Here is a 23,607-nt window from a genome sequence, read left to right on the forward strand (position 1 = left end):
TTAGTCTCCTTTCTTACGGTCCATTTTCAAGAAATGACTCGCTAATAAAATGACCTATTTAGAATATTCAAATGTCACTTTGTCACCAGTTACTTTTAGTTTTGCATCAAACGATTTATCAGTTTTCGATTTAAAACCTTTTATGATTGACGTAATCCCTTTTTCTAATAAATCATTGATATTTTTCTCCGTAAGCTTTTTAGTTGCGATTATTTTATTAATCGTAAACTTACAACCATTTTTATACTCGCTGCACCCTAAAAAAGTTTTACGATCTATCATTAGACCTTTCTTACAACAAGGACAGTTACTTTTGTTATTGTTTGCTTGTTCTATCTTTATTGTTTGCTCTATGTTACTGACTTGTCCTATTTTTTGCGGTGCTTGCTGAATTAAACTCATGATAAAAGCTTTAATATTAGAAATAAAATTCTCAGGTGAACTGTTTCCAGATCCGATTTCTTTTAGCTTTCCCTCCCATTTAGCAGTCATTACAGGACTTGCAAGTAAAGTACCCTCTATTGCTTCACATAAAATCTTGCCTTTATTCGTCACAGAAACAATATTTTTCGTTACTGTAATATACTCATTTTTCTTAATGGTTTCGATGATACTAGAACGTGTGGCCTCAGTCCCCAATCCCTCCACCTCGTTTAAGATTTCCTTATCACTTTCATCATCTACTGTTTTCCCAGCGTTTTTCATTACTTTAACTAGATCACCTTCTGTATAGGGCTTTGGAGCCGTTGTACGCCCTTCTTTACTTTGGAGGACACTTAACACCTTTTCATTTTTTGAAACGCTAGGAAGTACCTTATCGGCTTCTATTTTATTATTCTCATCGTTACTTGATTGCATAAATAAAGATTTCCAACCCTTGTGTAGCTCGATTTTTCCAACTGTTTCAAATTCAATATCATGTACAGCTGTTATAATTTTTGTTTCCTCATAAATATAGTCGTTGTGGAACATAGCCAACGTATTTCGCAGCACTTCATCATAAATATTTTTTTCTTCAGCAGATAAAGCATTTATTGTACTTTCATTTGGTATTGTCTTAGTTGGTATTATGGCATAATGCTCCTGGACCTTAGAACCGTCTACATAACGTTTATTAGCTTCTTTATTAGGTGAAAAGTCAACATTAATTAATTTCATGTATTGCTCTACGTTATTTGACAAGTATAAAAATTCGTTTTCAGTGATAAAGTTTGTATCGGTACGTGGATAAGTGCAGATTTTTTTTTCGTATAGTGACTGCATTATTTTTAAGACATTTGCAGGACTATACTTCCACTTTTTATTCGCAACCTCCTGTAAAGTCGATAAGGAGTGTAATTTGGGTGATTTTGTACGTTTTTCTTTTTTATCTAAATCCAGGACAACACCTTCGTTTTTTTCTTCAAGTGCAAGGCTATTTCCTATTAAAAATGAAGTTAATTCTTCTAATGTATAGGTCTTAACCTTTGCCTTTCCTGAATATGCTCCATTTACTGTTTTAAAATGGCCAACTAATTCAAAGAATGGTTTAGATACAAAATTTTCAATTTCCTTTTGATGTTGATAAATCATATAAACCAACGGAGATTGTACACGACCAACACTTAGACTAGTATTAAGACCTTTTCCTTGTATGAGCAAACTATACAACGGACTAGCATTCATGCCAACCAACCAATCAGAAATCTGACGAGTTTTTGCTTCGCTGTACATTAATAAATCTTTCTCATTTGATTGTAAGGATTGAAAGCCTTTGACAATTTCATCTACTTCAAGTGAGTTAATCCAGAGCCGTTTAATCGTTTTATTTTTTGCACCTGTCATGTTCAAAGTAGAATAGAATATATTGCTACCTTCACGATCAATGTCACATGCGTTGATCACTACATCAGCGTTATTAAATAGCTTCTTTACAGCATTAAATTGTTCTTTTTTATCCTCTGAAACCTTATACTCAAATTGCACTGGAATGATAGGTAAATTTTTAATATCCCAGTTCTTCCATTCTTCTCGATATTCTCCTGGCATTTTCAAGCCAACAAGATGTCCAATTCCCCATGTGATGACTGCTCCATCTGGAAATGTACTGCATGGCTTTAATTCAATGTGTGTTTTTTCCCTTTTTGCTACTTCAAAAGCTTCGGCATAAGCTTTTGCTTGTGAAGGTTTTTCTGCAAAAATACATACGTATCCCATTTTGATAACCACCTATTCGAAATTTAATATGATTAGTTGCCGTCTTAAAAGTTAGAGTGTCAAATTTATCAAGATCTCGTTTTACAAGTAGATCAGCACAGCAACCACTATCCTAGTTGATTGTTTAAATTATGTTTTTTTTGCTTTTTATGAAAAATTATTTTCTGAACTAAAAATAGAACCGTATTCAAAACAAGATAAAGTACAATTAATAATGTTGTACGTCCCTCGTTTCCTAAAAACGATAAACCTAACAATGTACATAAAGATAAACAAAGCAAAAAGCTTTCTAATAAGCTCTTTGACATCCGAAACACAAATTTTAAAATTAGTGATACGGTTATGGAAATTGTCACTAAAATGCTCATAAGGCCCTCAATACATTCACGTTCTTTCCCATCAAATCCACTAATAATGGTTGTTAAAACACACATTCCATCGATACTTAAATAAAGCATTACTAATATCAAAAACCACGCACTCAACCTCTTTAAAGGATTTAAAATTACCATATTACACGCTCCTACCGTTCTAATAATTTAATTCGATCTACAAAACCTGAAAAAACTCCCTTTGATAAGAAAAAGGACTCACCAATTTTGATGAATCCTTAACCTTTGAATATTTGTTAGATTTTAAGAAATCTTATCATTAACGTTCATAAAATCCTTTGTCTTGTTTTCTAATTATTTTTTTCTCTTTCATTTGTTTATTTTCTTGCTGCAGATAATCATTAATATCAAAATCAGGAGGAACACTCACAAGATTTCTTAATGATATACCACTATCAACTAGCCATTTGAACTCCTCTTCAATGTTGTAATTGTGATCTTTCGCTATTTTTTCATCAACTTCTATTACCGCAATCATTTTTATTTTTTCAGCCATACACTCATCTCCCTCGATAAAATGATAAAAACAATAGTCGTTTAACTGCTAAGACTCACCAATTTTGATGAGTCCTGATCTCTTTAAAATGAAATATTACTTTTTACTTTTTTAAGGACAAAATTTCAACTGGTTTTAAACCTAACTTTTGTCTATTTTCGTTTACTCGTTCTTTCCCCCCTTCACAGTATTCTGAATCCAACTCAAAACCAATCCAGGAACGTTTTGTATTGTCACATGCTACAGCTGTAGTAAAGGCTCCCATACAGTTATCTAACACTGTGTCACCTGGATTTGTATAAGTTAGGATAAGATACTCAAATAGTGATAATGGTTTTTGTGTCGGGTGCCAAGTTTTGCTGTCACGTGGAAAATCAATTACTGACTTAGGGTAGTTTTTCCTTTTCACGATATGTGGTTTACTTAATGTTTCATTTCTATCTCCTAGTATTTTCATTTTAGGAGAATTTTTTATTAATACAGGCTTACAATATATAACTCCTTGCGGATTGTATGTCGGCAGTTTTTTATAAAAGACACATACATTTTCATGATTTTTTAGTGGCATCTTATTGGCATTTGGGAATCCTGTTGTGTGCTTTCCTTTCTTCCAAATCCACTCATATCTGAACAGTTTAAGATTGGACATAATTAATTTACTAGTGAATGGCTGGCTTGCCGTTAATACAATAGCTCCGTTATCTTTGATAACTCGCTCGTACTGCTCCCACAAAAGCTCAAACGGAATAATCGTATCCCAACGACAGGTAGTCGTTCCATAAGGAAGATCTGTCAGGATTAAATCAACCGACTTGTCTGGTATGTACTGCATACCCTCTAGGCAATCCATGTTATAAATAGTATTTTTGTTAATGTTCATAGCTTTTTTCCTCCCGACATATTATAATTAAATCAGGAGAACAAGCGTTCTTTTACATACTTTTTAAGAGGCTTGAAGGGACAAGCCTCTTTAATTTTTCAATAAAAATAACGCTAGTCAAATTGACTGCGCTTCCTTAACGTTCATATGCAATACATCTTCGCTTGTGTTTGGTACCCACTTCATTTTTCAATACTTCATCATGAGCACCAGGTATTTTTTGTTGCAACTCTTTCTCTACCTGGACTGACTCAGTTAATTGGCCACCACGCTGCTTTTCATCAGCATACAAAGCGAGTTCCTTTAAAATTTCCTGATGTTGCGGATCAGTTAGCTTATTTTCTGCAATGAGTTGATCATATGGACTCTTGTACTCTCCATCACCAATATCCAATCGATCTGGATTAACTAGATCGACTGTATCTCCGTTTGGAATTAATACATGGTATCGAGTTTTGAGATAACTATATGCTTTTTCTTTATCAGAAAACACTTCCTTTTCAAGCAGCGCCATGCGTTCATTTCCTTCAGCAAACCCCATTAATTCATTAGACATTAGTTCACTTTCAGACCATTGGATTAGGATCTTCGGATTAGTCACTTCTTGCTGATTAATGAGGGCAAAATTATCTTTAAACGTATTATTAAACACCTGGATAAAATCTGCATTTACTTGCTCAAAGGTAAGTAAATCATCACTGACACTTCTAAGTTGATCCAATTCCTGTTTAAATGCTGGATGTTGTAATTGCTCAACCTTATTAGTGATTATGTCATGAATAATTTCTTTTAAGTCCTCAGCTTCAATTGCACGCAAGCTGGCATTCGATAAAGCCCCGTACTCGATTAATAGCAGCTGCACAGGCTTCATTAATTCGTTCTCTTTTGCACGTCGTATTTCTAAAAAATGATTATCGATGGTTTCTATAAATTCACTCGCTGCTGTTCTCACACCATTTAATAACATCTCTTTATCTTTTAATTCTTTACCTTGTTGTGTCCAGCTGGCCAAATAAGAAAGACTAAAATTTTCAGTATCAATTCCATATCGACTGGCCACGACATAGGACACCATTTCTGCTTGAAATTCACGTTCTGCTGTAGTAAAGCTATCTCGAACATCAGGAGTGTGCAGCCTAGCATGTGCTAACTCATGAAGTAACGTAGTAACATTTTCGTAAGCTGTATTTCGTGGGTTTAAGGCAATTATTTTTTCATATGGATAAGCAACTCCTTTCGCTACTCCTAATTCACGTGGAGGTACTGGTAATATTTCAAACCCAATATTTTTAGATACTTTATGCAAGGCTGCTAACATTTCACCTTCATTTTCTATCACTCCATCCTGGTGATACTGGCCAAAGATTTCAGAGACAGGCATCCCTTTCTCTCTTGCATCTGTTTGGGTATATTCAAATACATGGCCAATTTTAAAAAACAACTTTTTTTCAGTTTCTAGCACGCCATTTTTAATTTGTGCTTTCTCTCTTGAATTAGCGAATTGCATCTGTATCCATTCATCATCCCGTTTAAAATATGTGACAGGTGTAGGGACAAATATTTGAATCCCCTTCTCACCTTTTTTAACAGATACACCCTTGTCCTGCCAAAACTTAAATGAACCTACTGCTTTTGCACCCATGAACTGATTTTGAATCAAAGCCATGTTACGCAAGGAATAGTTATAAAATATTGACATAAAAGCTAAATGCTCTTTTAAAGCATCCTCAGTTATAAAATAGGAGCTTAGTTGATTGGTCATTTTCTCTGATAATTCTTCGATCTCTTTTTGCTTTTCCTCTGCTGTTTTTGCTGTATATTTTTTACGTGTCATCACCATAATCTCTACTCCTTTAAAGTTCTTCAGGTATCAAATGGGCATCTGCTAATTCATGACGTTCTGTTTCAGGAAAATATTCAAGTAATGAGGTATCCATAATTATTTCATGGCTTTCTTGATTGAATGGCACAATAAATGTACCTTGTTGAATTGCCCCAAAGATAAACTGTCGATTATCCTCTGTTAGATCTATTTTTAGATCTACACTATTTACTCGAAGCGTAACATGCTGTTCTTCTAACTCTTTAATAAACGCATATTGAATGTTGTTCATTTTTGCCATCCCTCTTATTTTCAAAATTTTTTAATTCATTAAATGCATTCCACCAGCTTTTAATGATTTCTTCTGCAGCCTCTTTCGAGGGCATGTTTGTAAGTTCTTTTAGATATTTTTGTGATCGATAATAAAAAGTTTGGTCATCATCGTACTCACATAGTTCATCCAAAGCCAGCTCTCGATGTATAAGATAATTTTTTCCATCAAGGTTCTGAATTAAATAGTTCATGGGGGAAATCCATCTACTATTTTCGTCAAAGAAACCAATTTCTTTTGGAGCAGACATCACAACAATATCTAGATTATTATCAATACACGACATACACATTGCCCCATGATAAGGTTCTCTAATTACATCAAGCACTTTATTACATGATTCACATTTGACTTGGTAGGACATTTAACAACCTCCTCTAACGCTCGTATCCATCTAACATGCGGTCAAATTCTTCCATGTTTCGTTCTTTTTTAAAGTCGTGGTACGTTTTTCGTAACCGATAATTCAAATTATTTAGTGCCTGGTTTAACCCTTTAGAAACATGTAAATTTTGACGATACATAGGAGCTTGATACTTCCTTTGGGATTTAGATAGTTCAAACCAACGATGATCGGCTTCCTTTTGATAGGCACGCATTTCAGTTAAAACCGCATTACCCATACGTTTTTTTAAATCATCTAATTTTGTTTGTTTATAGTTTTGATACTTGCTACCTTCTCCATACTTTTCTTTCATGACTTCAACTTCTTCATCCAGTAGCCGATGAAGATCTATCATTTCATTTTTATAGTAACGTTTTAAATATATATCAACGATCTGATCAATATACGGCCTTGCCCCATCAATTGACTGATAACCATACCTCCATTGAGAACGATCTTGCGGTAATCGTTGAAGTGCCTCTCGAAAAAGCCTTTTCGTTTGACGATGTGTAGATAAATCGACTCCCTTTTCCTTTTTTAAATTCACACTACCTCGTATCAAATCGGTTATAAGATTACGTTCTTTTGTGCGATCCATAATAAGGTTGGCCACTTTCGACTTCATTTTATCAAGGGAACCTTGTTTTCGTTTGGCACGTAGTTGTTCTTCCCATTTACCTGTTTCAAAATTCTTTGTCCACTTTTTAACCCGTGTAGGTATCGGCTCAACTGTCGCTATATGAACATGAAGGTTGTCTGTGTTGTAGTGAATAGCTGCAGACCATACCGCACTATCGATCATATTCTCTCCTTTTAACATTTCGTTTACTGCAGCGCGCACAATATTTTTCATTTTCACTTCATTAACCTGTCCACCCTCATCCATTAATCCATACTTTTGTAGCCAAGTGTTATCAAAACTAATCACATCTTGCCATAGTGGAGAACCATTTTCTTGAGCCTGCTTGAACAAATCTTTTAATGAATTTTTTTGATCCATATTGATAATATCTTCAGTAGATGAAAACAATGCACCTTGCTTGTTTTCATCTCCCATATAGTCCATATACTGATAAAAAACAGAAAAGGAATCATTTTCATCAGTAATAATTTTCTCCTTCACTTTCGCAGCATCACGATCAATATAACTAATAAAATCCTGATACTCCTCGCTGGATGGCATAACAAAGCGACTTTTTAAAACAACGCCAGGAGAATTATTCATCTTTATCTCCCTCTATCCATTAAGAACCTTGATTATCTGGCAAAGCTCTTTTGGTTTCCTGATCGATTTTCTTTTGACGATTATGTGCAATACGATTTTTTATTAATTCCTCAGCTTGAGTAAAAGGCACTGTTTTTAATCGATCAGTAGAACCTAACTGTTTTGCATCTGTCATAATGAAATAGTGATTCCAAAATTCAAGCATCATCTGAGTATTACGATCAATAACATTCCCTGTTATACGTACTCGTTTTAAGTCTTCTGTAATTGGCTCCAATATACTGTGTAAATGTTTGTGCATCATTGCTTCTACTTCTGCTAAAAGGGCTTGATTTTGAGAAGTTTCATGAGCATAAAGAGTCTCAATTAGGTACTCTATAACACCACCAAGAGTTAAATTTTTTTCAGTTGCTAACTGTTCGAGCTTTAGTATTGTAGAATCCGTTAACCAGAAATTTTTTTTATTTTTCGTTACTGTCACTTAACTTCACTTCCTTTCCTACTAATTCTGTCAGTTGTTGATTTATTTCTTCTGCATCACTATCTAATAATAAGTACAGCATGGATTCAATTCGCAATACACTTTCATATAGTTCACTTTGCTGTAGTAAGTATTGTTCCATTTGTTTCTGTGAAGACATTACAACCTTTTCAAAGCGATCTCGTTCTTCAATGAACACATCAAAATATGCAATTCGTTCAAGCAAGGATTTTAAATAAACCTGGCGTGACACCTTTGCTTTTTTAGCAGCTTTATCAATTTTATCTATTGCTAATTCATCGACATCTCGAATTAATATGTCACTCATTATTCGTTCACCTCTTGCTCAAAAACCTTTTGAACTTCTTGGTTTAAAATGCCCTCAATTGAAATCAGTTTCTTCAGCAACTCTTCATTCGATTTTGCAAATGTTGCAAACACTTCTATATGCATCCCCAGCATTTCTTCGAAGCGATTTTTTTCTTCTTGAAATAAATTTGGAGTCGTTATTCGTTTCAAATGAAGATTAATAAAATCATTTTGTGTCATCTTCTTTTTTTTGGCCATGCTTGTTATTTTTTTCTTTAATGCTGGATCAACCCGTGCCTTTATTTCGGCCATTGTGCAATCTCTCCTTTACTTCAAAGTCGCTAGGGCGTTGAGCGTTTCGTCTCTAAAAGAGGCGAAACTGAAAATAGCCTGCGAGCGCAGGCTATTGAGTGAAAGAGCATAAGGGAAATCTGCTATCACCTGGGGTGATAGACTAGGCAGAGCCTAGTATTTCGGTGTCCCCATAAAAAAGAGCAATTCTTCCTGTTTTCTTCCTGAAATTTCTTACGTTCTTCCTGTTTTCTTCCTAGCTTTTTTGCTAAAATCAATCCATTTACTACTAGTATTATTCGACTTCAACTACATTCTTTTTCATTTCATCGGAGCCAATCATGTCAATTTTTTCTTGCAACTTCTTTCGCTTATTTTGTAATTCTATTAGTCGATTTTGATAGTCTTTTTTCTTCTCATTGACGTTTTCAATCGCTGTTTTTTTCTTTACAAGTTGTAGACGTACTTCTTGTTTTTCGTCTTCCGTCTTATAGGCAAGCTCACTTTCTAGATGCTTCATTTCGTTTTGTATTGATGCAATAATGTCATCTTGTAAGGGAATCTGTTCTCCTTCCAATGTACGAATCTTCTTATCAATTTGGTCAATTTCAAGCGCAATAAATTCTTCTTGATAGGCGAACTGTGTCTTTTCTTTCAAGGTTTTATCCTCACTTATTTTTCGATAATCGCCAACAATAATCTTTTCTTTCGGCTGTGGTAAATCTAAAACAGCTGATGGATCGACAGCGCCTTTTTCAGCCAACAGTTTGTCCCTTGCCTCACTTTCAAGTATTTTTTGATCACGAATTTCCTTAACAAATAAACCAATAACAGAATACTCTTCAGGCACTTTTGAAATATGAAGAACGTACTGATTATCTTTTTGATAGATAATTTTCACAGGGTAAGACTCCAATGATTTGGACGCTTTGGCCGCAAATGCAAATGTAGGTTTTACGTTATCTGAACCTGTGTGTCGTGTTTCCAGCAATACTTCCATGAACCCTTTTTCGGGATTATAGTGCCATTTTTTTAAGATTAATGTCGTTTGTTCTAAACCAACTATGTCTTTGTTAAAAGGTGTTTGTTTAATTGGATTATCATCATACATCCACAACTTGGATGTGAAGATAATCAAAAAACTAATGATGAGAAACGACATCAGACTTACATAAAATTTATTTTCTAAGCCTTTATTTATTTTTAATTTCACAATTTAACGCCCTCCTTTATTCAGAGAAATCGGCCACTCTTCCATAACCCACAATGACAGATCCCCAATAACCTGTTAACGCGTCATCATAACGCACACCATCGTTTTGCGAGTTAAACATTTTTCCGTTTCCTACATACATACCGACATGTGTAACTGGTGCGTAATTAGCACTTTTAAAGAAAATTAAGTCGCCTGGTTGCAATTGATCCCGTGTTATTGGTTGAGCAAATTTGTATTGTGTATAGGCTGTACGTGGAAGTTGGATGCCTGCTTTTGCGTAAGACCATTGCATTAATCCTGAACAATCAAAGCCCATATTTGGATTGTAACCACCCCAAACATAGGACCATCCTTCGTACTTTAACATCTCGTTTAAAATCGTTTTAAAAGCTTCATTTCCAACAATTTGAGAACCCATAGGCGAACAATTCATCGTTAATCCACCCAACTCACTAGCAAATTTCGTGACCGTTGGTACCCAATGTGCATTTAATCCGTTCGGATCATTTGCTGCCCCGATGGGTGCATAAACACTCCCTAATGACTCAATTGTTGAGAGTCCGTCATCAATAATGCGACGCTTTAAATTCGCCATTGTGTATGACAACCCTTCCTCTAATGTGGAAAAATGCATCAACTTAGACCAACCTGTAGCTGGGTCCATGATGCCTCCTGGATTGTTTTTATTTACAACCGCATTGGATGTACCTCGACCTGTTTCGTGAAAAGCAATGGCTGCAGCCAATACAGGATCAATGCCATTTAATCTAGCAAGTTCTATAAATAAATCTCCTTTTCCAGTGAAAGCCCCTGCATTTGAAAAGGCTGCATTCCAGCTTACTTCATCGATTTCTCCTGTCACAGAACAAGCTGATAAACCATTTCCTCCAATAGAATGATTGTTTGTTGAGCCTCCTACTGCACCTATTATCATGATGATGGCCAACAAAATGACAGCTACAAACGCAAAGAATGAAAACCCTAACGACCCTGCAATCCATACCAAAATCTTTTTACCAATCTGCTGTCCAATAAAATTAATGAGTTGCTTCATACACGACTCAACTCTTTTACAAACCATTCTCCCGACTCAGAAAGTGTCAAAGATATTTTATACATGTTGGATTGTTCTCTAACTTTTTTACCTGCAGAAAGCACATCCCATGTGGCATAGACCATGAATTGTATATCTTGATCTCCTGAAGCCTTTGTAGGAGAAACATCAAGTGACTGGACTTTCCTTGTTAGTTGATCCTTTGGAGCCATTACTTCATTTTGCACAACAATTAAAAAAGGAGCTGTAGAAATTTCCTTCCACATCTCCATATCTGTATTATTTTCTAACCAAGCTTGCATAACTTTTTCCGCTAATTTCTCTGCTGCCTGTACCTTATCTTCACCGAATTTAGCCCCATACTCAGCGTCATAATCAATTTCAGTATTCCCTACAGGTATTTGTTGATCTTTATCGGTTTCCGTCTCTGAGTCTGTTCTTTCTTCCTCTACTGGTTCTGTGTAGCTGTATTCATTTTCTCCCTCAAAGCCTGTATCATCTTTATTTTTACCATCATAGAAGAACATTTTTATCATGAAACCTAACATGACCAAACCAATGAATAGTACCAAGATTAATTTTGACATTGTAGAACGTTCCACGTTACATTCCCCCTCTAAACATTGCCAACTCTTCTTCTGATGCTTCTACGCTGAACATTAAATTCCCTACTCCATTAATAGACAATAGACAATCTCCTTGTTGGAACTGCGGTATTTGAGCCAATTCGCTTTCGCTGATTTGTCCCTCAAAAATCGTTCGCATAGCATCTAATGTATTGGCGTCTTGTCCCATGATAAATTTGTACTGTGTTAATTCAAATAAAGTACGAATCTTTGTCACAACTTCCGAATCTGCATGGTCAGGTACATAATCTCGAATGGATTGACTAGCTAATACAATTCCACCAAAATACTTACGGGCTTCTCGTTCATAATCGATTAAATAGTCCACAGCTAAAAGATTATTGGCATTGATAAAACGATGAGATTCATCGATAACCAGGAAAAACCGAATAACATCCTCTTCATTGAAATTACTATCTTCATAAATTGCTCGCATTTGAGGTGTACCAATTTGAATAAGATTATCCCATATCAACGTTAATGCACTATACATTTGGGCATTAAATATATTTTTCTCTAACCTTGTTAGATTACGGACAGAAAAGAAAATCACTTGTTCATCTGTAAAAGCTGGAATGGATGTGTGTCCATCGAATAAATGACCATAACTGTGTACTAAATTATCAATTACTAATTCAATTTTTTCTAGACGATTGGCTCTAGTCATAGACAACTCTTTACGAATAATACGTTGCGGTAAATCCTCATATAATTCATTCCGCACATACTGTAAAAATTCACTGAATGTCGGATATTCTTCATTCGCTAACTGGGTTACACCCGTACTTTGAATCCGTTCTTGAAAACCTAAAGATACATAAAACAAACGTAATACTTTTTTAAATTCTTCTAAGTCTTCCGTTGAAGGATTATTCGTTAAAAATTGATAGAAGGTTGTAACTTTAGAAAGGTGCTGCATAAAGCTAAGTTCTTCACTTTTTTGATCTGTGCCGTCTGAAATACGATAAATTTGCAAAGGATTTATGATACCTTGACTGCCATCTAAACTAATTAATTGGCCATTCAAAGATTCTTCTACTAACGTGGCAAATTCGCCTGTTACATCAAAACCCCGTATCACATTACTACGACAAGCATTATCTGTTGTCAGCTTTTTCAGCAGTGTCGATTTTCCTTTCCCCATCGTTCCAGCAACAACGGCATTAAAAAATGTACGCTGTTTGTCTCGATGAAACAGATCAAAAATAACATTACCACCACTAAATGTCGTGCCTAAATAACTGCCTGTGGGATCGTTAAGCTCTGAAAAATGAAAAGGCAAACCTGCAGCTAATGAAAGCGCTGGTATGCCTTTACTTTCTCTTTTATTTGGAAATGTTTGTTGCTCTTGATAAGGAACAAAAAGGGACTGCCATTCCCAACTACTTTCATTAAGGAATGTCGTTCCCTTAAATCCATACGAAACTAAATCCGTTTCAACTGCTTGTATTTTTTGTTCCAGTTCATGCATTGTTTTGGCATGTACAAATAAACGAATATCAACAAGTTTTACGACCTCACCCATTTGTGAAATTTCCTGATAAAGTCTTTCTAACTCTTGATAACTATTTTGAGCATCCATTTTTTCAGATTGATGTTTACCACTTGAATAACGTACGGTCTGCTCTAACATACTTTTATTAATCGAACTAACGGTTTCATCTTTAGGCATTGTGGCAATATCCATCGTGACAATGACATCACGCATGGAAAATATTTTTTCTAACCATAATTTTGATACACCCGTTGGATAGTCCCATATATGTATACAGGCCTCATAACCATCTCCTTTTTGGATGTATTTATCTTTAAATTGAATACCGCCTTGTGGCTGTATGGCAGCTAAAAAAGTGGGATTATACTCTCTCTCTTGTTTCTCTCGCTTTGTTTCAACTGGCTGTTTAAATTTCAAAACAGAGTCTAATAGCTTCATTGTTAATCCTCTCCTTCCTGATTATTTTGAGTTTTGATTTGACATCATAAATAAAATGTCTTGCTTCTTTTCAATTGATAAACTTTGCAAAGGGAATGATTGTCGTAGCCCTCTCACTACTTGCTTCTTTTCATCCTCTAAAGTCTGAGCTGATTCAGCATAGATGAACAAGAAGAATTCACGATTTGTTCTTTCACGCTCTAAAAATTCTAACTCAAATAACTTACGGTTGATAAAACGTATGCGTAAAGGATCTGTCGTTCTTTCTTTTTTTCTCTCCCAATAGAGCCTCTGCTTTTCTGTATTGGCTGGAAAGTTTAGCCCTACTACTTTATGTTGAGATGCCGAACTACGGTAAAAGCGAGCTTTTTCTAACAGTTTTATTGTAATATCGTCATCCGTTAGTGAATGCAAATCATTTGGCGTAATTTGAAAGATGTCCATAAAGTAGCCTTTCTTCATCACAATGTACTCTTCAGTTATATCTAAAAATGGCATAATCATAGGGGTCTTCCGTAAAACATGAGATTTTCTTTCAACCTTCTTTTTTGCCTTCTTATTTTTTAGAAAAAAAGGATACTTTTTAAGGAAGTTTTTTTTAGACACTTTTTCCTCGGTATAAGATGGGACAATAATAGGCTTGATTTCCTCTTTATTCACGATGATCCCCCTTTCCATATAAGTAATCATTCATTATTTTTTTGACATCTACTGCATGATAAGTGTATTTATTACGCTTGAAATATAAATACAATGACATGTAATTTTTGAGTCGAGAGTTATTTCTGGAAGGTAATACCATCCAAAACAAGGTACCACTTGCCATCAATATATAAGGAATAAACAAAATACCATGTACTAAATCTTTTAATACGGTGAAAAAAAGAAAGAAGCTAACCAATAAAATGATTAACTCCTTTACTTCTAAACCAACAATTTTAGGCTTTGCCTTAATTTCTTTTGGAATATCATACATTATTCTTGGTCACTCCCTTGTCTTTTTCTTTTTCCTATATTATTGGTCATACGACGAATATTTTGACCAAGTGTAAAACCACTATTACCAGCACGTGTCACGCTTTCTTTCAATTGTTGTACAGATGGATTACCACCAAGAATGGTATTTGTATGCACCACCTGTTTATGTCCATATGTTTTAGGATCAATGGTAGTTGACTTTTGATTAGGCTGAACAGTACCACCTTGTCCTAATACAGTCGAAACAACTGGTCCTTGCTGTACAACGTTTGATCCTCCTGTTGGTTGACTAACTACTTGTGCCTGTGTTGAATTTTGCGGTGCAACATGTTGGACATTTCCTGATGAACCTTGTTGAATTACTCCACTAGTAACAGTTTGATGCCCATTTCCTATAACCGTTGGAGCTGTCACTCCTGGTGTATTTGGCTGTGGTCCAACTCCTACAGATGGGATTGTTTCATTTGTTTGACGTTTGTTTGAACCTGTCGACACATTTCCTGTACTCGATGGTGTTATTACTCCTGATGTGCCTGCCTGTTGTGTAACCCTTCCAGGTGGGATTACTTCACTCGTTTGTCGGACGTTCGACCTTATTGGAACATTTCCTGAGCTTGTCGAACTTGGTGTACTTGGCTGTGGTGAGATTCCTTCAGACGGGATTGCCTCACTTGTTTGACGAACGTTTGGACCTCCTGTTGGAATAATTGCTGCTGTATCTACTTGTCTTGTCACGCCTGGTGTACTTGGCTGTGGTGAGATCCCTTCAGACGGGATTGCCTCACTTGTTTGACGAACGTTTGGACCTCCTGTTGGAATAGTTGCTGCTGTATCTACTTGTCTTGTCACGCCTGGTGTACTTGGCTGTAGTGAGATCCCTTCAGACGGGATTGCTTCACTAGATGGAATTGGCTCATGTTCTTGTCGCTGAATTGGTCCATGATGCATATTGTCATCTTGACCAGTTACACTTTGTATTGAAGAATCAACACTAGGACTTCCTGATATAGGTTGACTTTCTTGACGTTGCATAGCACCCCGTTGTGAAACATCACTTGTGCTTGTATTTGTTGGTGGTTTAGCTGGTGTTGTTACTGTCTTTGGTTGGATTGGTGGACTTCCTTTTTCCTTTCCACCTTGACTTGGTATTTGACCAGGTTGAACACTTCCCATACTGCCTGGCATACCCACTTGGTTACTGTTATCACTAGATGGAATTGGCTCATAATCTTGTGAAGTTGCAGCTATCTGATCATGTGCATTCAATCCATCACTTTCAACCGATGACGGGATAGAATCTGAAGTACCCCCCATAGTAGAATTTGAATGCTGTTCATCTGATTTTGGCATGGTTTTTACATCGCCACTACCAGGTATCGCTGGCACAGAAGTACGTTTTCCTACCTCTGACGGTGTTTCTGTACGCATTCCTTCGACAGTTCTCTTCGCCATATTTGCGCCACCTACTACAGTAGCAGCACCTTTTTGAGCTACGTTTTTAAGAGCCTGTGCGCCAGCTGTCAATGCTTTACCTCCTGCATAAGCTCCCATCATCGCTTGCCATCCATTGCGTAAACCTGCGTCAATACCAAGCATACGTTGAACAATATCAGGAGCATCAATCAATGCCCAAGCACCAGCAATCATGAGTATGACGACACCGAACATCCCAATATCCGTCTTTAATCCGTTTGCCCAATTAACAAACAAAACGAATAGTTGGAGGAGGCCCGTCATTATAAAGATCACGACAAAAGTATTGACCATTTCCACCAATACTTTTTTTGTCCGTTGTCCACCTGTAAGGTCACTAGCTGCAATGAACATACCAAAAATTTGATGGAACGCTAGATCAAAAATTGCACGGCCAATTTTTAAAACTGTGATACCTAACGCAATAGACGTTACCAGTAAGGACACAATTAAAGACAGCCAATTGACATGATAACGATAATAAGTTTCTCGACCTATTTTCGTCATAGGGACGGCATTATCTTGTAATTCTTCGACTTGATAACTGTCGCCAACACCTGTCGGAACTGATTTCGTTTTTAAAACCTCTTTTGACTCATCACTTAATTGCTTTACCCAATCTTCTTTAAAAAGCCAGCCATCATCTTCGTGCAAGTCAAGCTTTTGTAAAAAGGGGATGTGCAACGCTGATGAATCCGAAAAACGATTTGCATAGGTATAATCTGTAGTTCCTATGGAACTATTTTCTTTACTTGCAGGTCTTGGAGGTGAACTTTCATCCCCACGTGTACTACTGGCAAATTGAAAATCATGTTCGGCATAATACAAAACGTCAGCCACATTACTTTTGATCATATTACTAGCAAGCGTCTCATTTTCAGGATTCATTTGTTCAATTCCGACACCAATAATCTTCTGCATATTAGACATTAAATCTGGAATGATGACGATAAAACATACGGCCATCACAATATTCAGTAGAATTTCATTCCGTTTTTCCACTTTATTTAACATAAATTGAAAGCCCAGAACCACAAGAGCTATAAAGAATACAATCCATATTAATGGTCTTGCTTTATCCATAAACTCTCCCATTGCGCCCGTAGCATAAAAATCATTGAGTGTAATAATTTTGGTCACTATGTCTTCTAATAATTGATTCAACCAGCTTAATGTGTAGATAATGCCACTTCCAAGCGCCCTAAACACATCTTGCCAAAGAAAGCCATCACTCACATGCAAAATGGATTCCAGTATCTTATGTTTCTCGATAATTTCATTATCTTCCATGAACGAATCCTCCCTTCTTATTTTCTACATTCAAACTTTTTAATAGAAAAAGGACTCACCATTTTTGGTGAATCCTCTTTTTGACTAATCATCTTAAAAATTGGCCATACGACATATCTTGCACAAAAATATGAAATAACAAAGACTAGGATAGGAGTGATTATCAGATAAATCATAGTCATTTTATCGCGCGCCTCGGATTTCTCTTACTTTATCAGGAAAAGTCCGATCCACAAATCGGAAGTTATGAATTTTGTTATTAGAGTGTTGTCGTTCAGCTTTAGCAAGTTTTTTCACTTGTTCATGCGTTAACTCCACCGTCTCAAATTCTGTCACAGGTACCCTCGATTCTGGCTGCTCAATAATCCAGGCATCATCATACCCCGAACCAAATAAGAAATGTTCAAAGCTAAAGGATTGATCAAATGTAAAGCTCAGATCGCTTAATCCCATATCCACTAATTCTAATTGATTTTTGTACGTTTCATTCGGCATTAATTGAGAATACGGTGTAATAGGTAAAGAATAACGTTGTAAGTGAGGAAGATCCTCTTCTGAACTTGTAAAGACCCATTCGTCCTCAAATGGCACGTTTGTGTATTGAACAAAGTCTGCTTCCCCTTTAGCTGCACCCTCTTGTACTACTTGCGCGAAACTCGGTAGTCCTTGATCGCTCTTAATAGCTTGCTTCACTTTTTCAGCATATTTATAACCTGACATAAAGCCAGTTCCTGAAGCCGTGAAAAACAAATCAGAAACAAATTCCCCTTCGAACTGCCGTTGATCACCTTTCATCCCCATATCTTTCATTACTTTTTGTTGAAGCTGTACGCCATCCTCAAACTCAGCTTGTAGGCTTTCGTCTAATTCAGCTGCTTTATAAGTACCCGAACTTTGTGTTTTCATAAGTGGATAAAAGTCACCGTCTTTATGTTTACCTGAAGGTAGCTCTACGCTATACAATAATTTTCCTGGTGTCATAGGCAAAGTAGTTTGTGTTTTTAAATTTATCTCATCCTGCCATTCATTCCCTTCAGCACGATGATATTGTTCATAATACGCTTTTGATTCTTTCGATGGACCATACTTATCTTCTCTACCAACGACCCATTTTTTTACTAAAATGTTATCTAGTTTATCCGATTTTTCAGTTTTCTTTTGTTGATGATCAACTGGTATAGAACCGTTCAACTCAAATTTTTGGACAGCTCGCCAATCGGGACGATCATCCCAATGACATTCTTGATCTTCGCCTTTCCCTGTGCAAACCCACCCAATTTCTTTGTTGGTATACTCATATTCAAAGCCATACTGCATGTCCTTGTTTTGGACTTGTTTTGCGTTTATCGTAAATTCAATCGCTCCTTCTTGTTCAACATGTTTCGTATCAAGATTTACTGTATGTTTAATGTTTCGAACTGCAACATGTTTATCATATTCTCCCTTAAAGCTACTATAGACAGCTACTTCACTGAGGTCATTTTTATCCGTTCTTTCTAATTCCCAATATGCTCTCCCTAAACCTGTTCCTTGCTTATCTTCTGGCTCTTTCCACTCAACATCAAAAGTTGTTGTGACAAAGAAATCATTATTTCTATAAAAATAAGCCTTTTCTCCATTCTGGCAATGACTATCAGTATAGGTAGTGTCTTTATAATAAATCGAATAGCGACCTGTTGTACCGTTTACTCGTCGGTTATAGTCCCCTATATCTCCTGTAAGGAAACGAGCAGGAATGGGTGTTGTGTCGTCATAATAGAATACAGCGCCTGCAGCTTCTGCTAGTTCGTACATCTCTTCTCCATACTTTTCAACGATCTCTTTTTTAACTTCAGCAGGCTGATGTGGAACATGGCTATCTTCTGTGCTGTAGTCTTCCTTTTGTCTCCAACCTGACACTGTATGAACATCCCATATAGGGTTCCCATAGTAGTCATAACCAGCAATGTAATCTGTATCTGTTCTTACGCACTCATATTTAATAGCTCCCCATCCTGTACGGTGTGGGTGCGTTTTTCCTTTACTATCCACCATCTGATGAATTTCTTCAGGATCAGTGGGTTCTATTCCAAACCCTTCTCCAACAGTATCAGGAAACTTCACTGTAAGAGTTATAGTGTCCTTAATGGGGGCTGTGGTAGCAGCAGCCACTTCTAGGGGCTTATTACCTTCAAAGTTAAAGATAGAAAATAATAAAATAATTAAGCAAAAAATAGAAATAACCCGTTTTAACACGTATATTCACCCTTTCTCCATACAAAAAAGACCTTTAAAATAAAGGTCTTTGAAATTTGATATTTTATTACCGAGCTTGATCTGTTCCAGATTCATAAATCATTCCGTTTTGATAATTAAAGTACATTGCAAAGGTTCCACCATCATAAACCTCTCCTGTTTTAATCACTTGATTAATAATGGAGACGTATTCCTCGTAAGTTACACCAGCATATTCGGCATTGAAACGTAATTTTTCTTCAAATGTAAATGAAGAAGAATTCCAAGATTTGGACTCTATATTAAAACTCCCCTTACCTCTATGTCCATTTTCTATGATAAGCTCTTTTAAAATTTCAGCATTCTTCTTCTCATGTTCACCTGCTACATAGCCAGCTGGACGAGGGATTTTTGTTTTAATATCCTGATAGCTCCAATCGCTATACTTAACTGGACTCTTAGTTGTTGGTTTAGGATCAGGTTTTGGTTCTGGCGTTGGTTTCGGTGTTGGTGTTGGAATTGGCTCTGCTACGAAATCAGCATCTATATTCATAGCACGGTGCATGAAAAGGACATAGTGAACACGCGTTAAAGAACCATTCAATTTAAACGTATAGTCCTCATAACCTGTCGTTACGCCATTTGAATATAATGCTTTCACGTATTCCTCATATTTTGAACCTTTTACATCCCCAAACACATAATCTGCCTTCACTTCAAGATTGAAAGCTACAGCAATAATTTTCGCCATTTCCCCACGTGTCAAAGGCTTATTCGGGTTTACATTGCCCTGGCTGTCTAATTCTAAAAGCCCTGCCTCTACTAAGTCCTTGATGTCATTGTAAAAAGGACTATCTGTACGTAGATCCTTTGGCTGCTTAAATTCCTTTGTTTTTTCAAGTGTTAAATCATTGATTTTCAGCGCACGGCTAACTAATGCAGCAGCGTGTTGACGGCTGATTGTTGTATCTGGACGGAAAGTACCGTCTTCATAGCCTTGAATGATCCCAGCATCTCGCATTTCATGAATAATTTTATAGTATGGAGAATTTACTTTTACATCTTTGAAAGGATTATTGGCCAATACTACAGTTCCTTTTGTTCCTGCAGCCTCAGCATAATGAGTCGGAATAGGTGCCACCATCACTGGAACAGCAATAGCAGCTGCTAATGTCGCCATAAATAATTTGTTTCTCATTTCGTTTTCCTCCTTCAACAAATGGTATTTTTTTGCTCAATCTATATTTCTAACCAATAACTATTAAATAGGAAGTTTCTATAACTACATTATACCATATATGTTAAAATAATCAATTTATTTCCATGAAAAAAGACTCACCATTTTTGGCGAATCCTCTTTTTTTATGTGTACTTTTCTCATAGTTTTAGGCTACCTTAGACTTGTGGCTTCAGAGGTATTTTTGGCTTTTTCTTTAAATCTTTCTCCACTACGTCTTCGAACCACTGGTCAATCGTTTCTTTTTTCCAACCTTTCGTACTTCCTATTCGTACATCGTGTGGAGGAAATTGATTTCTGCCTATTAGAACAGCAATTTTCCGACGATCTCCCCAGCCTACTTTTTCGGTCAATTTTCCAATATCAGTTTGGCTTAAATATACTTTTTCCAATGACATCTCTTCCTTAACGTTCAAAAACCTTATTTTTATTTACTTTATTAAATACTTTGTCTTGTTTCTTCTCATCGTCTTGGAAAGGAGAAATAGGTTGTCGTATCAGTTCCTTCCGCCAATGTAACAGATCTGGCACTTGATGATTGTTGTGTTTAGTCAATTGGATAATATGATCAATTTTATTAATCAATACATCTTTGGGTATTTCTTGATTTAAAGCTTCATAAATAATTTGTTTTGGACTAATAGAAGGCGTATCAACACTAGAATATACTTTTGTTCCTTCTCTTGTGAAAAGACTAATTTCAGCGAAGTAACCACTATTAAAAAGCATATCGAGGTTATCAGGCAAATTTGAAACTATTGTGTCATGGATAACCTTATCAGTTGATCTTGCTGTTTGTGGATCGATTAAATACATTGATTCATATCTCTCTATTGTACCTAGATAAGACAAATCTTTTGATACTGCCATTGCATAAAGGTTGACTTCATAGCCTTTTTCTTTTAAAGATGTAGCAGTCTGCATAGGCGTTTCAATTGTTCGTAAAGTGCCTTCAATAGTTAAATTGAAACCCTGGCTACTAAAATGTTCAATCAAGGCTTCAGTCATTTTGTTAGAAAAGGGCGTAACATGTGCCACATAATCTTTACCGTATTTTTCAACCAGTAAATCAAAATTAGGATGCATTTGTTTAAATGTATCATTATCGATGGTTATAACATCGTTGTTCAATTTATCCTTTATAATAGCATGTAATGTAGTTTTCCCTGCACCTGCTTGTCCCCCTAAAAGATAAGCAACTGGCTTTTGAAAAGGCTTCTTTTTTTTACTTAATCTATCTATGGTAAATTGCAAACGTTCCTGGAACTCATCTTCTGAAAAATAAGCGAGATCAAACTTATTCATGCTGATTTTTCCTTTGTGATTCCTTTAATGTAATCGTTCATATTCTCCCAATAAGACTTAACATTATCTAATTCAACATTTGACATTTTAAATAAGTCTACATTAAGCATTTCTGAGAACTGTTGTAACAGACTAACATAAAAGTTATTACTATCGTTTTTATCAACACCATTTTTCAAGATAAAATTTAGTAATCGTGCATAGACACCATTAGAAAATTCGTTTAATACTTCGATTTTGAAAGTTTGTTCGTAATTTAAAGATTTCTCCATCGTTTTACACCCCTTTGTATATACTTCATTTGATAGTATTAGTATAACCCAATTTGTTGCTAATTACAACAAAACTAATTTTATAATTAAAGTAAATGACTAGGTATGAATGAAGTTGTCTAGCTCATCTTTAGTAATAAACCCAATTTTATAATAAATAATCGCTTCATCTTTACTCATTTGAAATGGGTTTTGCTTATTCATTAAAAATGACTTTGCTGAAAGGAATTGCGACTCGTTTAATACTATTAAAGGTTTATCCCTTGTTGTCATAGGTATTTTTTCAACACTTATTTTAGTAAAATCACTTTTCAACTTATAATAATCAGCGTAACCTCCTTCTTCATCAAAACGGTCAATTGAAATATAAATTTCATGTGTATCAAACGGCAATACCATTGTATAATCCCCTTTTTAAAAGGATTCCCCAAAATTGGCGAATCCCTTTGTTTTATATATTTAGTAGCGAATCGATATATCCATACTTCTTTTCTGTAAAAAGTATAGGTTTAAAAAAGCAAATACTTGTGTTATTAGTAACACGCCTAGACCAGCATAACCAACGTTTAAAAACGTGTCCCATAGTTCCCCAACGATAAAACGCAGCATTAATGAGATCCCCATTACCATGCCTAGCAACATGTACACGGCCATCGCGAAACCTCTACGTTTACGGTATAATTCATCACGTTTCTTTAGCTCAAATATCATGTTTTTATGTATTTGGCTAAATAAGTCACCTGGATTACCGCCATGCTCATATTGAATCTTTAAATTTTGATGAAACTGATCTAAGGTAGGAAAATCATACTTTTCAAACTGTTTTGTATTTAATTGAGCCTCTTTTTCTAACTGTTGAATACTGATTTCAATTGCTTTTTGTATGTCTGGATGGACAGTTGCTTTCGTTTCCTTAAATGCATGAAGCACATTTTCACCTGTTTGTAGAAAGAAGATCATGTTCGTGACATACTTTAATAGCTCACTTAAATGCATTTGATATTTTTTTAATTGGCGATTTTGTACCGTAAAGACAAAAAAGAAAAAGAGAGCACCTATGCAGCCAACAATAATACTAATGGTGCGCTCTTTTGAAATGAGATAGAAAAACTGATAGTTGGCCAAGAACCATATTAGTAAATAAAACGCGATTTCCCAGCCATAGAACAAAACACGAGCTTCTTTTAATAATTGTTTCATG

25 protein-coding genes are annotated in these 23,607 nt (G+C 35.8%); all 25 read right to left on the reverse strand.

Annotation, left to right across the window (positions count from 1 at the left end):
- Positions 1-54: 54 nt before the first annotated feature.
- The 25 genes from BFM98_RS06405 to BFM98_RS06525 all read right to left on the reverse strand — a co-directional run bounded on the left by BFM98_RS06405 (position 55) and on the right by BFM98_RS06525 (position 23,606).
- Positions 55-2,196 (reverse strand): type IA DNA topoisomerase, encoded by a 2,142-nt coding sequence (locus tag BFM98_RS06405; protein ID WP_066036871.1) that lies wholly within the window; start codon positions 2,194-2,196, stop codon positions 55-57.
- A gap of 107 nt (positions 2,197-2,303) precedes the next feature.
- A complete protein-coding gene (locus BFM98_RS06410) occupies positions 2,304-2,708 on the reverse strand; it encodes a hypothetical protein (RefSeq protein ID WP_066036872.1) in 405 nt (134 codons plus the stop codon).
- Between the two features lie 139 nt (positions 2,709-2,847).
- Positions 2,848-3,084: a hypothetical protein gene (locus BFM98_RS06415; RefSeq protein WP_066036873.1), complete on the reverse strand. Its 237-nt coding sequence runs from the start codon at positions 3,082-3,084 to the stop codon at positions 2,848-2,850.
- A gap of 103 nt (positions 3,085-3,187) precedes the next feature.
- Complete coding sequence (locus BFM98_RS06420; protein WP_066036874.1) at positions 3,188-3,964, reverse strand: DNA-methyltransferase; 777 nt, start codon at positions 3,962-3,964, stop codon at positions 3,188-3,190.
- Positions 3,965-4,100: 136 nt separating this feature from the next.
- A complete protein-coding gene (locus tag BFM98_RS06425) occupies positions 4,101-5,804 on the reverse strand; it encodes an LPD25 domain-containing protein (protein WP_066036875.1) in 1,704 nt (567 codons plus the stop codon).
- Between the two features lie 13 nt (positions 5,805-5,817).
- Entirely contained in the window at positions 5,818-6,078 is a 261-nt protein-coding gene (locus BFM98_RS06430) for a hypothetical protein (protein WP_066036876.1), read from the reverse strand.
- On the reverse strand, positions 6,050-6,481 hold the full coding sequence (locus tag BFM98_RS06435; protein WP_083225254.1) for a hypothetical protein: 432 nt from the start codon (positions 6,479-6,481) through the stop codon (positions 6,050-6,052). The genes BFM98_RS06430 and BFM98_RS06435 overlap by 29 nt, the downstream gene beginning before the upstream one ends.
- Positions 6,482-6,494: 13 nt before the next feature.
- Positions 6,495-7,727 carry a MobP2 family relaxase gene (gene mobP2, locus BFM98_RS06440; protein WP_066036877.1) on the reverse strand — a complete coding sequence of 411 codons (1,233 nt, stop codon included), beginning with the start codon at positions 7,725-7,727 and terminating at the stop codon, positions 6,495-6,497.
- A 19-nt stretch (positions 7,728-7,746) separates the two neighbouring features.
- Positions 7,747-8,208 (reverse strand): hypothetical protein, encoded by a 462-nt coding sequence (locus BFM98_RS06445; RefSeq protein WP_066036878.1) that lies wholly within the window; start codon positions 8,206-8,208, stop codon positions 7,747-7,749.
- Positions 8,189-8,536 carry a hypothetical protein gene (locus BFM98_RS06450; RefSeq protein ID WP_066036879.1) on the reverse strand — a complete coding sequence of 116 codons (348 nt, stop codon included), beginning with the start codon at positions 8,534-8,536 and terminating at the stop codon, positions 8,189-8,191. Before BFM98_RS06450 ends, BFM98_RS06445 begins: the two co-directional genes overlap by 20 nt.
- A complete protein-coding gene (locus BFM98_RS06455; RefSeq protein WP_066036880.1) occupies positions 8,536-8,829 on the reverse strand; it encodes a hypothetical protein in 294 nt (97 codons plus the stop codon). Before BFM98_RS06455 ends, BFM98_RS06450 begins: the two co-directional genes overlap by 1 nt.
- A gap of 274 nt (positions 8,830-9,103) precedes the next feature.
- Complete coding sequence (locus BFM98_RS06460) at positions 9,104-10,021, reverse strand: hypothetical protein (RefSeq protein ID WP_066036881.1); 918 nt, start codon at positions 10,019-10,021, stop codon at positions 9,104-9,106.
- Between the two features lie 16 nt (positions 10,022-10,037).
- Positions 10,038-11,078 carry a C40 family peptidase gene (locus tag BFM98_RS06465; RefSeq protein ID WP_083225255.1) on the reverse strand — a complete coding sequence of 347 codons (1,041 nt, stop codon included), beginning with the start codon at positions 11,076-11,078 and terminating at the stop codon, positions 10,038-10,040.
- The gene (locus BFM98_RS06470) at positions 11,075-11,680 is read right to left on the reverse strand and encodes a hypothetical protein (protein ID WP_066036882.1); all 606 of its coding nucleotides are present in this window, start codon (positions 11,678-11,680) and stop codon (positions 11,075-11,077) included. The genes BFM98_RS06465 and BFM98_RS06470 overlap by 4 nt, the downstream gene beginning before the upstream one ends.
- Before the next feature lies 1 nt (position 11,681).
- Positions 11,682-13,637: a VirB4 family type IV secretion system protein gene (locus BFM98_RS06475; RefSeq protein WP_066036883.1), complete on the reverse strand. Its 1,956-nt coding sequence runs from the start codon at positions 13,635-13,637 to the stop codon at positions 11,682-11,684.
- 21 nt (positions 13,638-13,658) lie between these two features.
- Positions 13,659-14,297 (reverse strand): hypothetical protein, encoded by a 639-nt coding sequence (locus BFM98_RS06480; RefSeq protein WP_066036884.1) that lies wholly within the window; start codon positions 14,295-14,297, stop codon positions 13,659-13,661.
- Positions 14,290-14,613, reverse strand: a complete 324-nt coding sequence (locus BFM98_RS06485) for a DUF5592 family protein (RefSeq protein ID WP_066036885.1) — start codon at positions 14,611-14,613, stop codon at positions 14,290-14,292. Before BFM98_RS06485 ends, BFM98_RS06480 begins: the two co-directional genes overlap by 8 nt.
- The gene (locus BFM98_RS06490; protein WP_066036886.1) at positions 14,613-17,378 is read right to left on the reverse strand and encodes a pLS20_p028 family conjugation system transmembrane protein; all 2,766 of its coding nucleotides are present in this window, start codon (positions 17,376-17,378) and stop codon (positions 14,613-14,615) included. The genes BFM98_RS06485 and BFM98_RS06490 overlap by 1 nt, the downstream gene beginning before the upstream one ends.
- A gap of 183 nt (positions 17,379-17,561) precedes the next feature.
- A complete protein-coding gene (locus tag BFM98_RS06495; protein ID WP_066036887.1) occupies positions 17,562-19,613 on the reverse strand; it encodes a hypothetical protein in 2,052 nt (683 codons plus the stop codon).
- A gap of 67 nt (positions 19,614-19,680) precedes the next feature.
- Positions 19,681-20,790: an S-layer homology domain-containing protein gene (locus tag BFM98_RS06500; RefSeq protein ID WP_066036888.1), complete on the reverse strand. Its 1,110-nt coding sequence runs from the start codon at positions 20,788-20,790 to the stop codon at positions 19,681-19,683.
- Positions 20,791-20,987: 197 nt separating this feature from the next.
- Positions 20,988-21,221, reverse strand: coding sequence for a hypothetical protein (locus BFM98_RS06505; protein ID WP_004230943.1), 234 nt, complete (start codon positions 21,219-21,221; stop codon positions 20,988-20,990).
- 13 nt (positions 21,222-21,234) lie between these two features.
- Positions 21,235-22,134: a zeta toxin family protein gene (locus BFM98_RS06510; protein WP_004230941.1), complete on the reverse strand. Its 900-nt coding sequence runs from the start codon at positions 22,132-22,134 to the stop codon at positions 21,235-21,237.
- A complete protein-coding gene (locus BFM98_RS06515) occupies positions 22,131-22,406 on the reverse strand; it encodes a hypothetical protein (RefSeq protein WP_004230939.1) in 276 nt (91 codons plus the stop codon). Before BFM98_RS06515 ends, BFM98_RS06510 begins: the two co-directional genes overlap by 4 nt.
- A gap of 99 nt (positions 22,407-22,505) precedes the next feature.
- Positions 22,506-22,805, reverse strand: a complete 300-nt coding sequence (locus BFM98_RS06520; RefSeq protein ID WP_004230937.1) for a hypothetical protein — start codon at positions 22,803-22,805, stop codon at positions 22,506-22,508.
- Between the two features lie 60 nt (positions 22,806-22,865).
- Positions 22,866-23,606: a type II secretion system F family protein gene (locus BFM98_RS06525; RefSeq protein WP_004230936.1), complete on the reverse strand. Its 741-nt coding sequence runs from the start codon at positions 23,604-23,606 to the stop codon at positions 22,866-22,868.
- Position 23,607: the final 1 nt, after the last annotated feature.

It is taken from the genome of Lysinibacillus sp. AR18-8, from assembly GCF_001705465.1.
GTDB lineage: Bacteria > Bacillota > Bacilli > Bacillales_A > Planococcaceae > Lysinibacillus > Lysinibacillus capsici.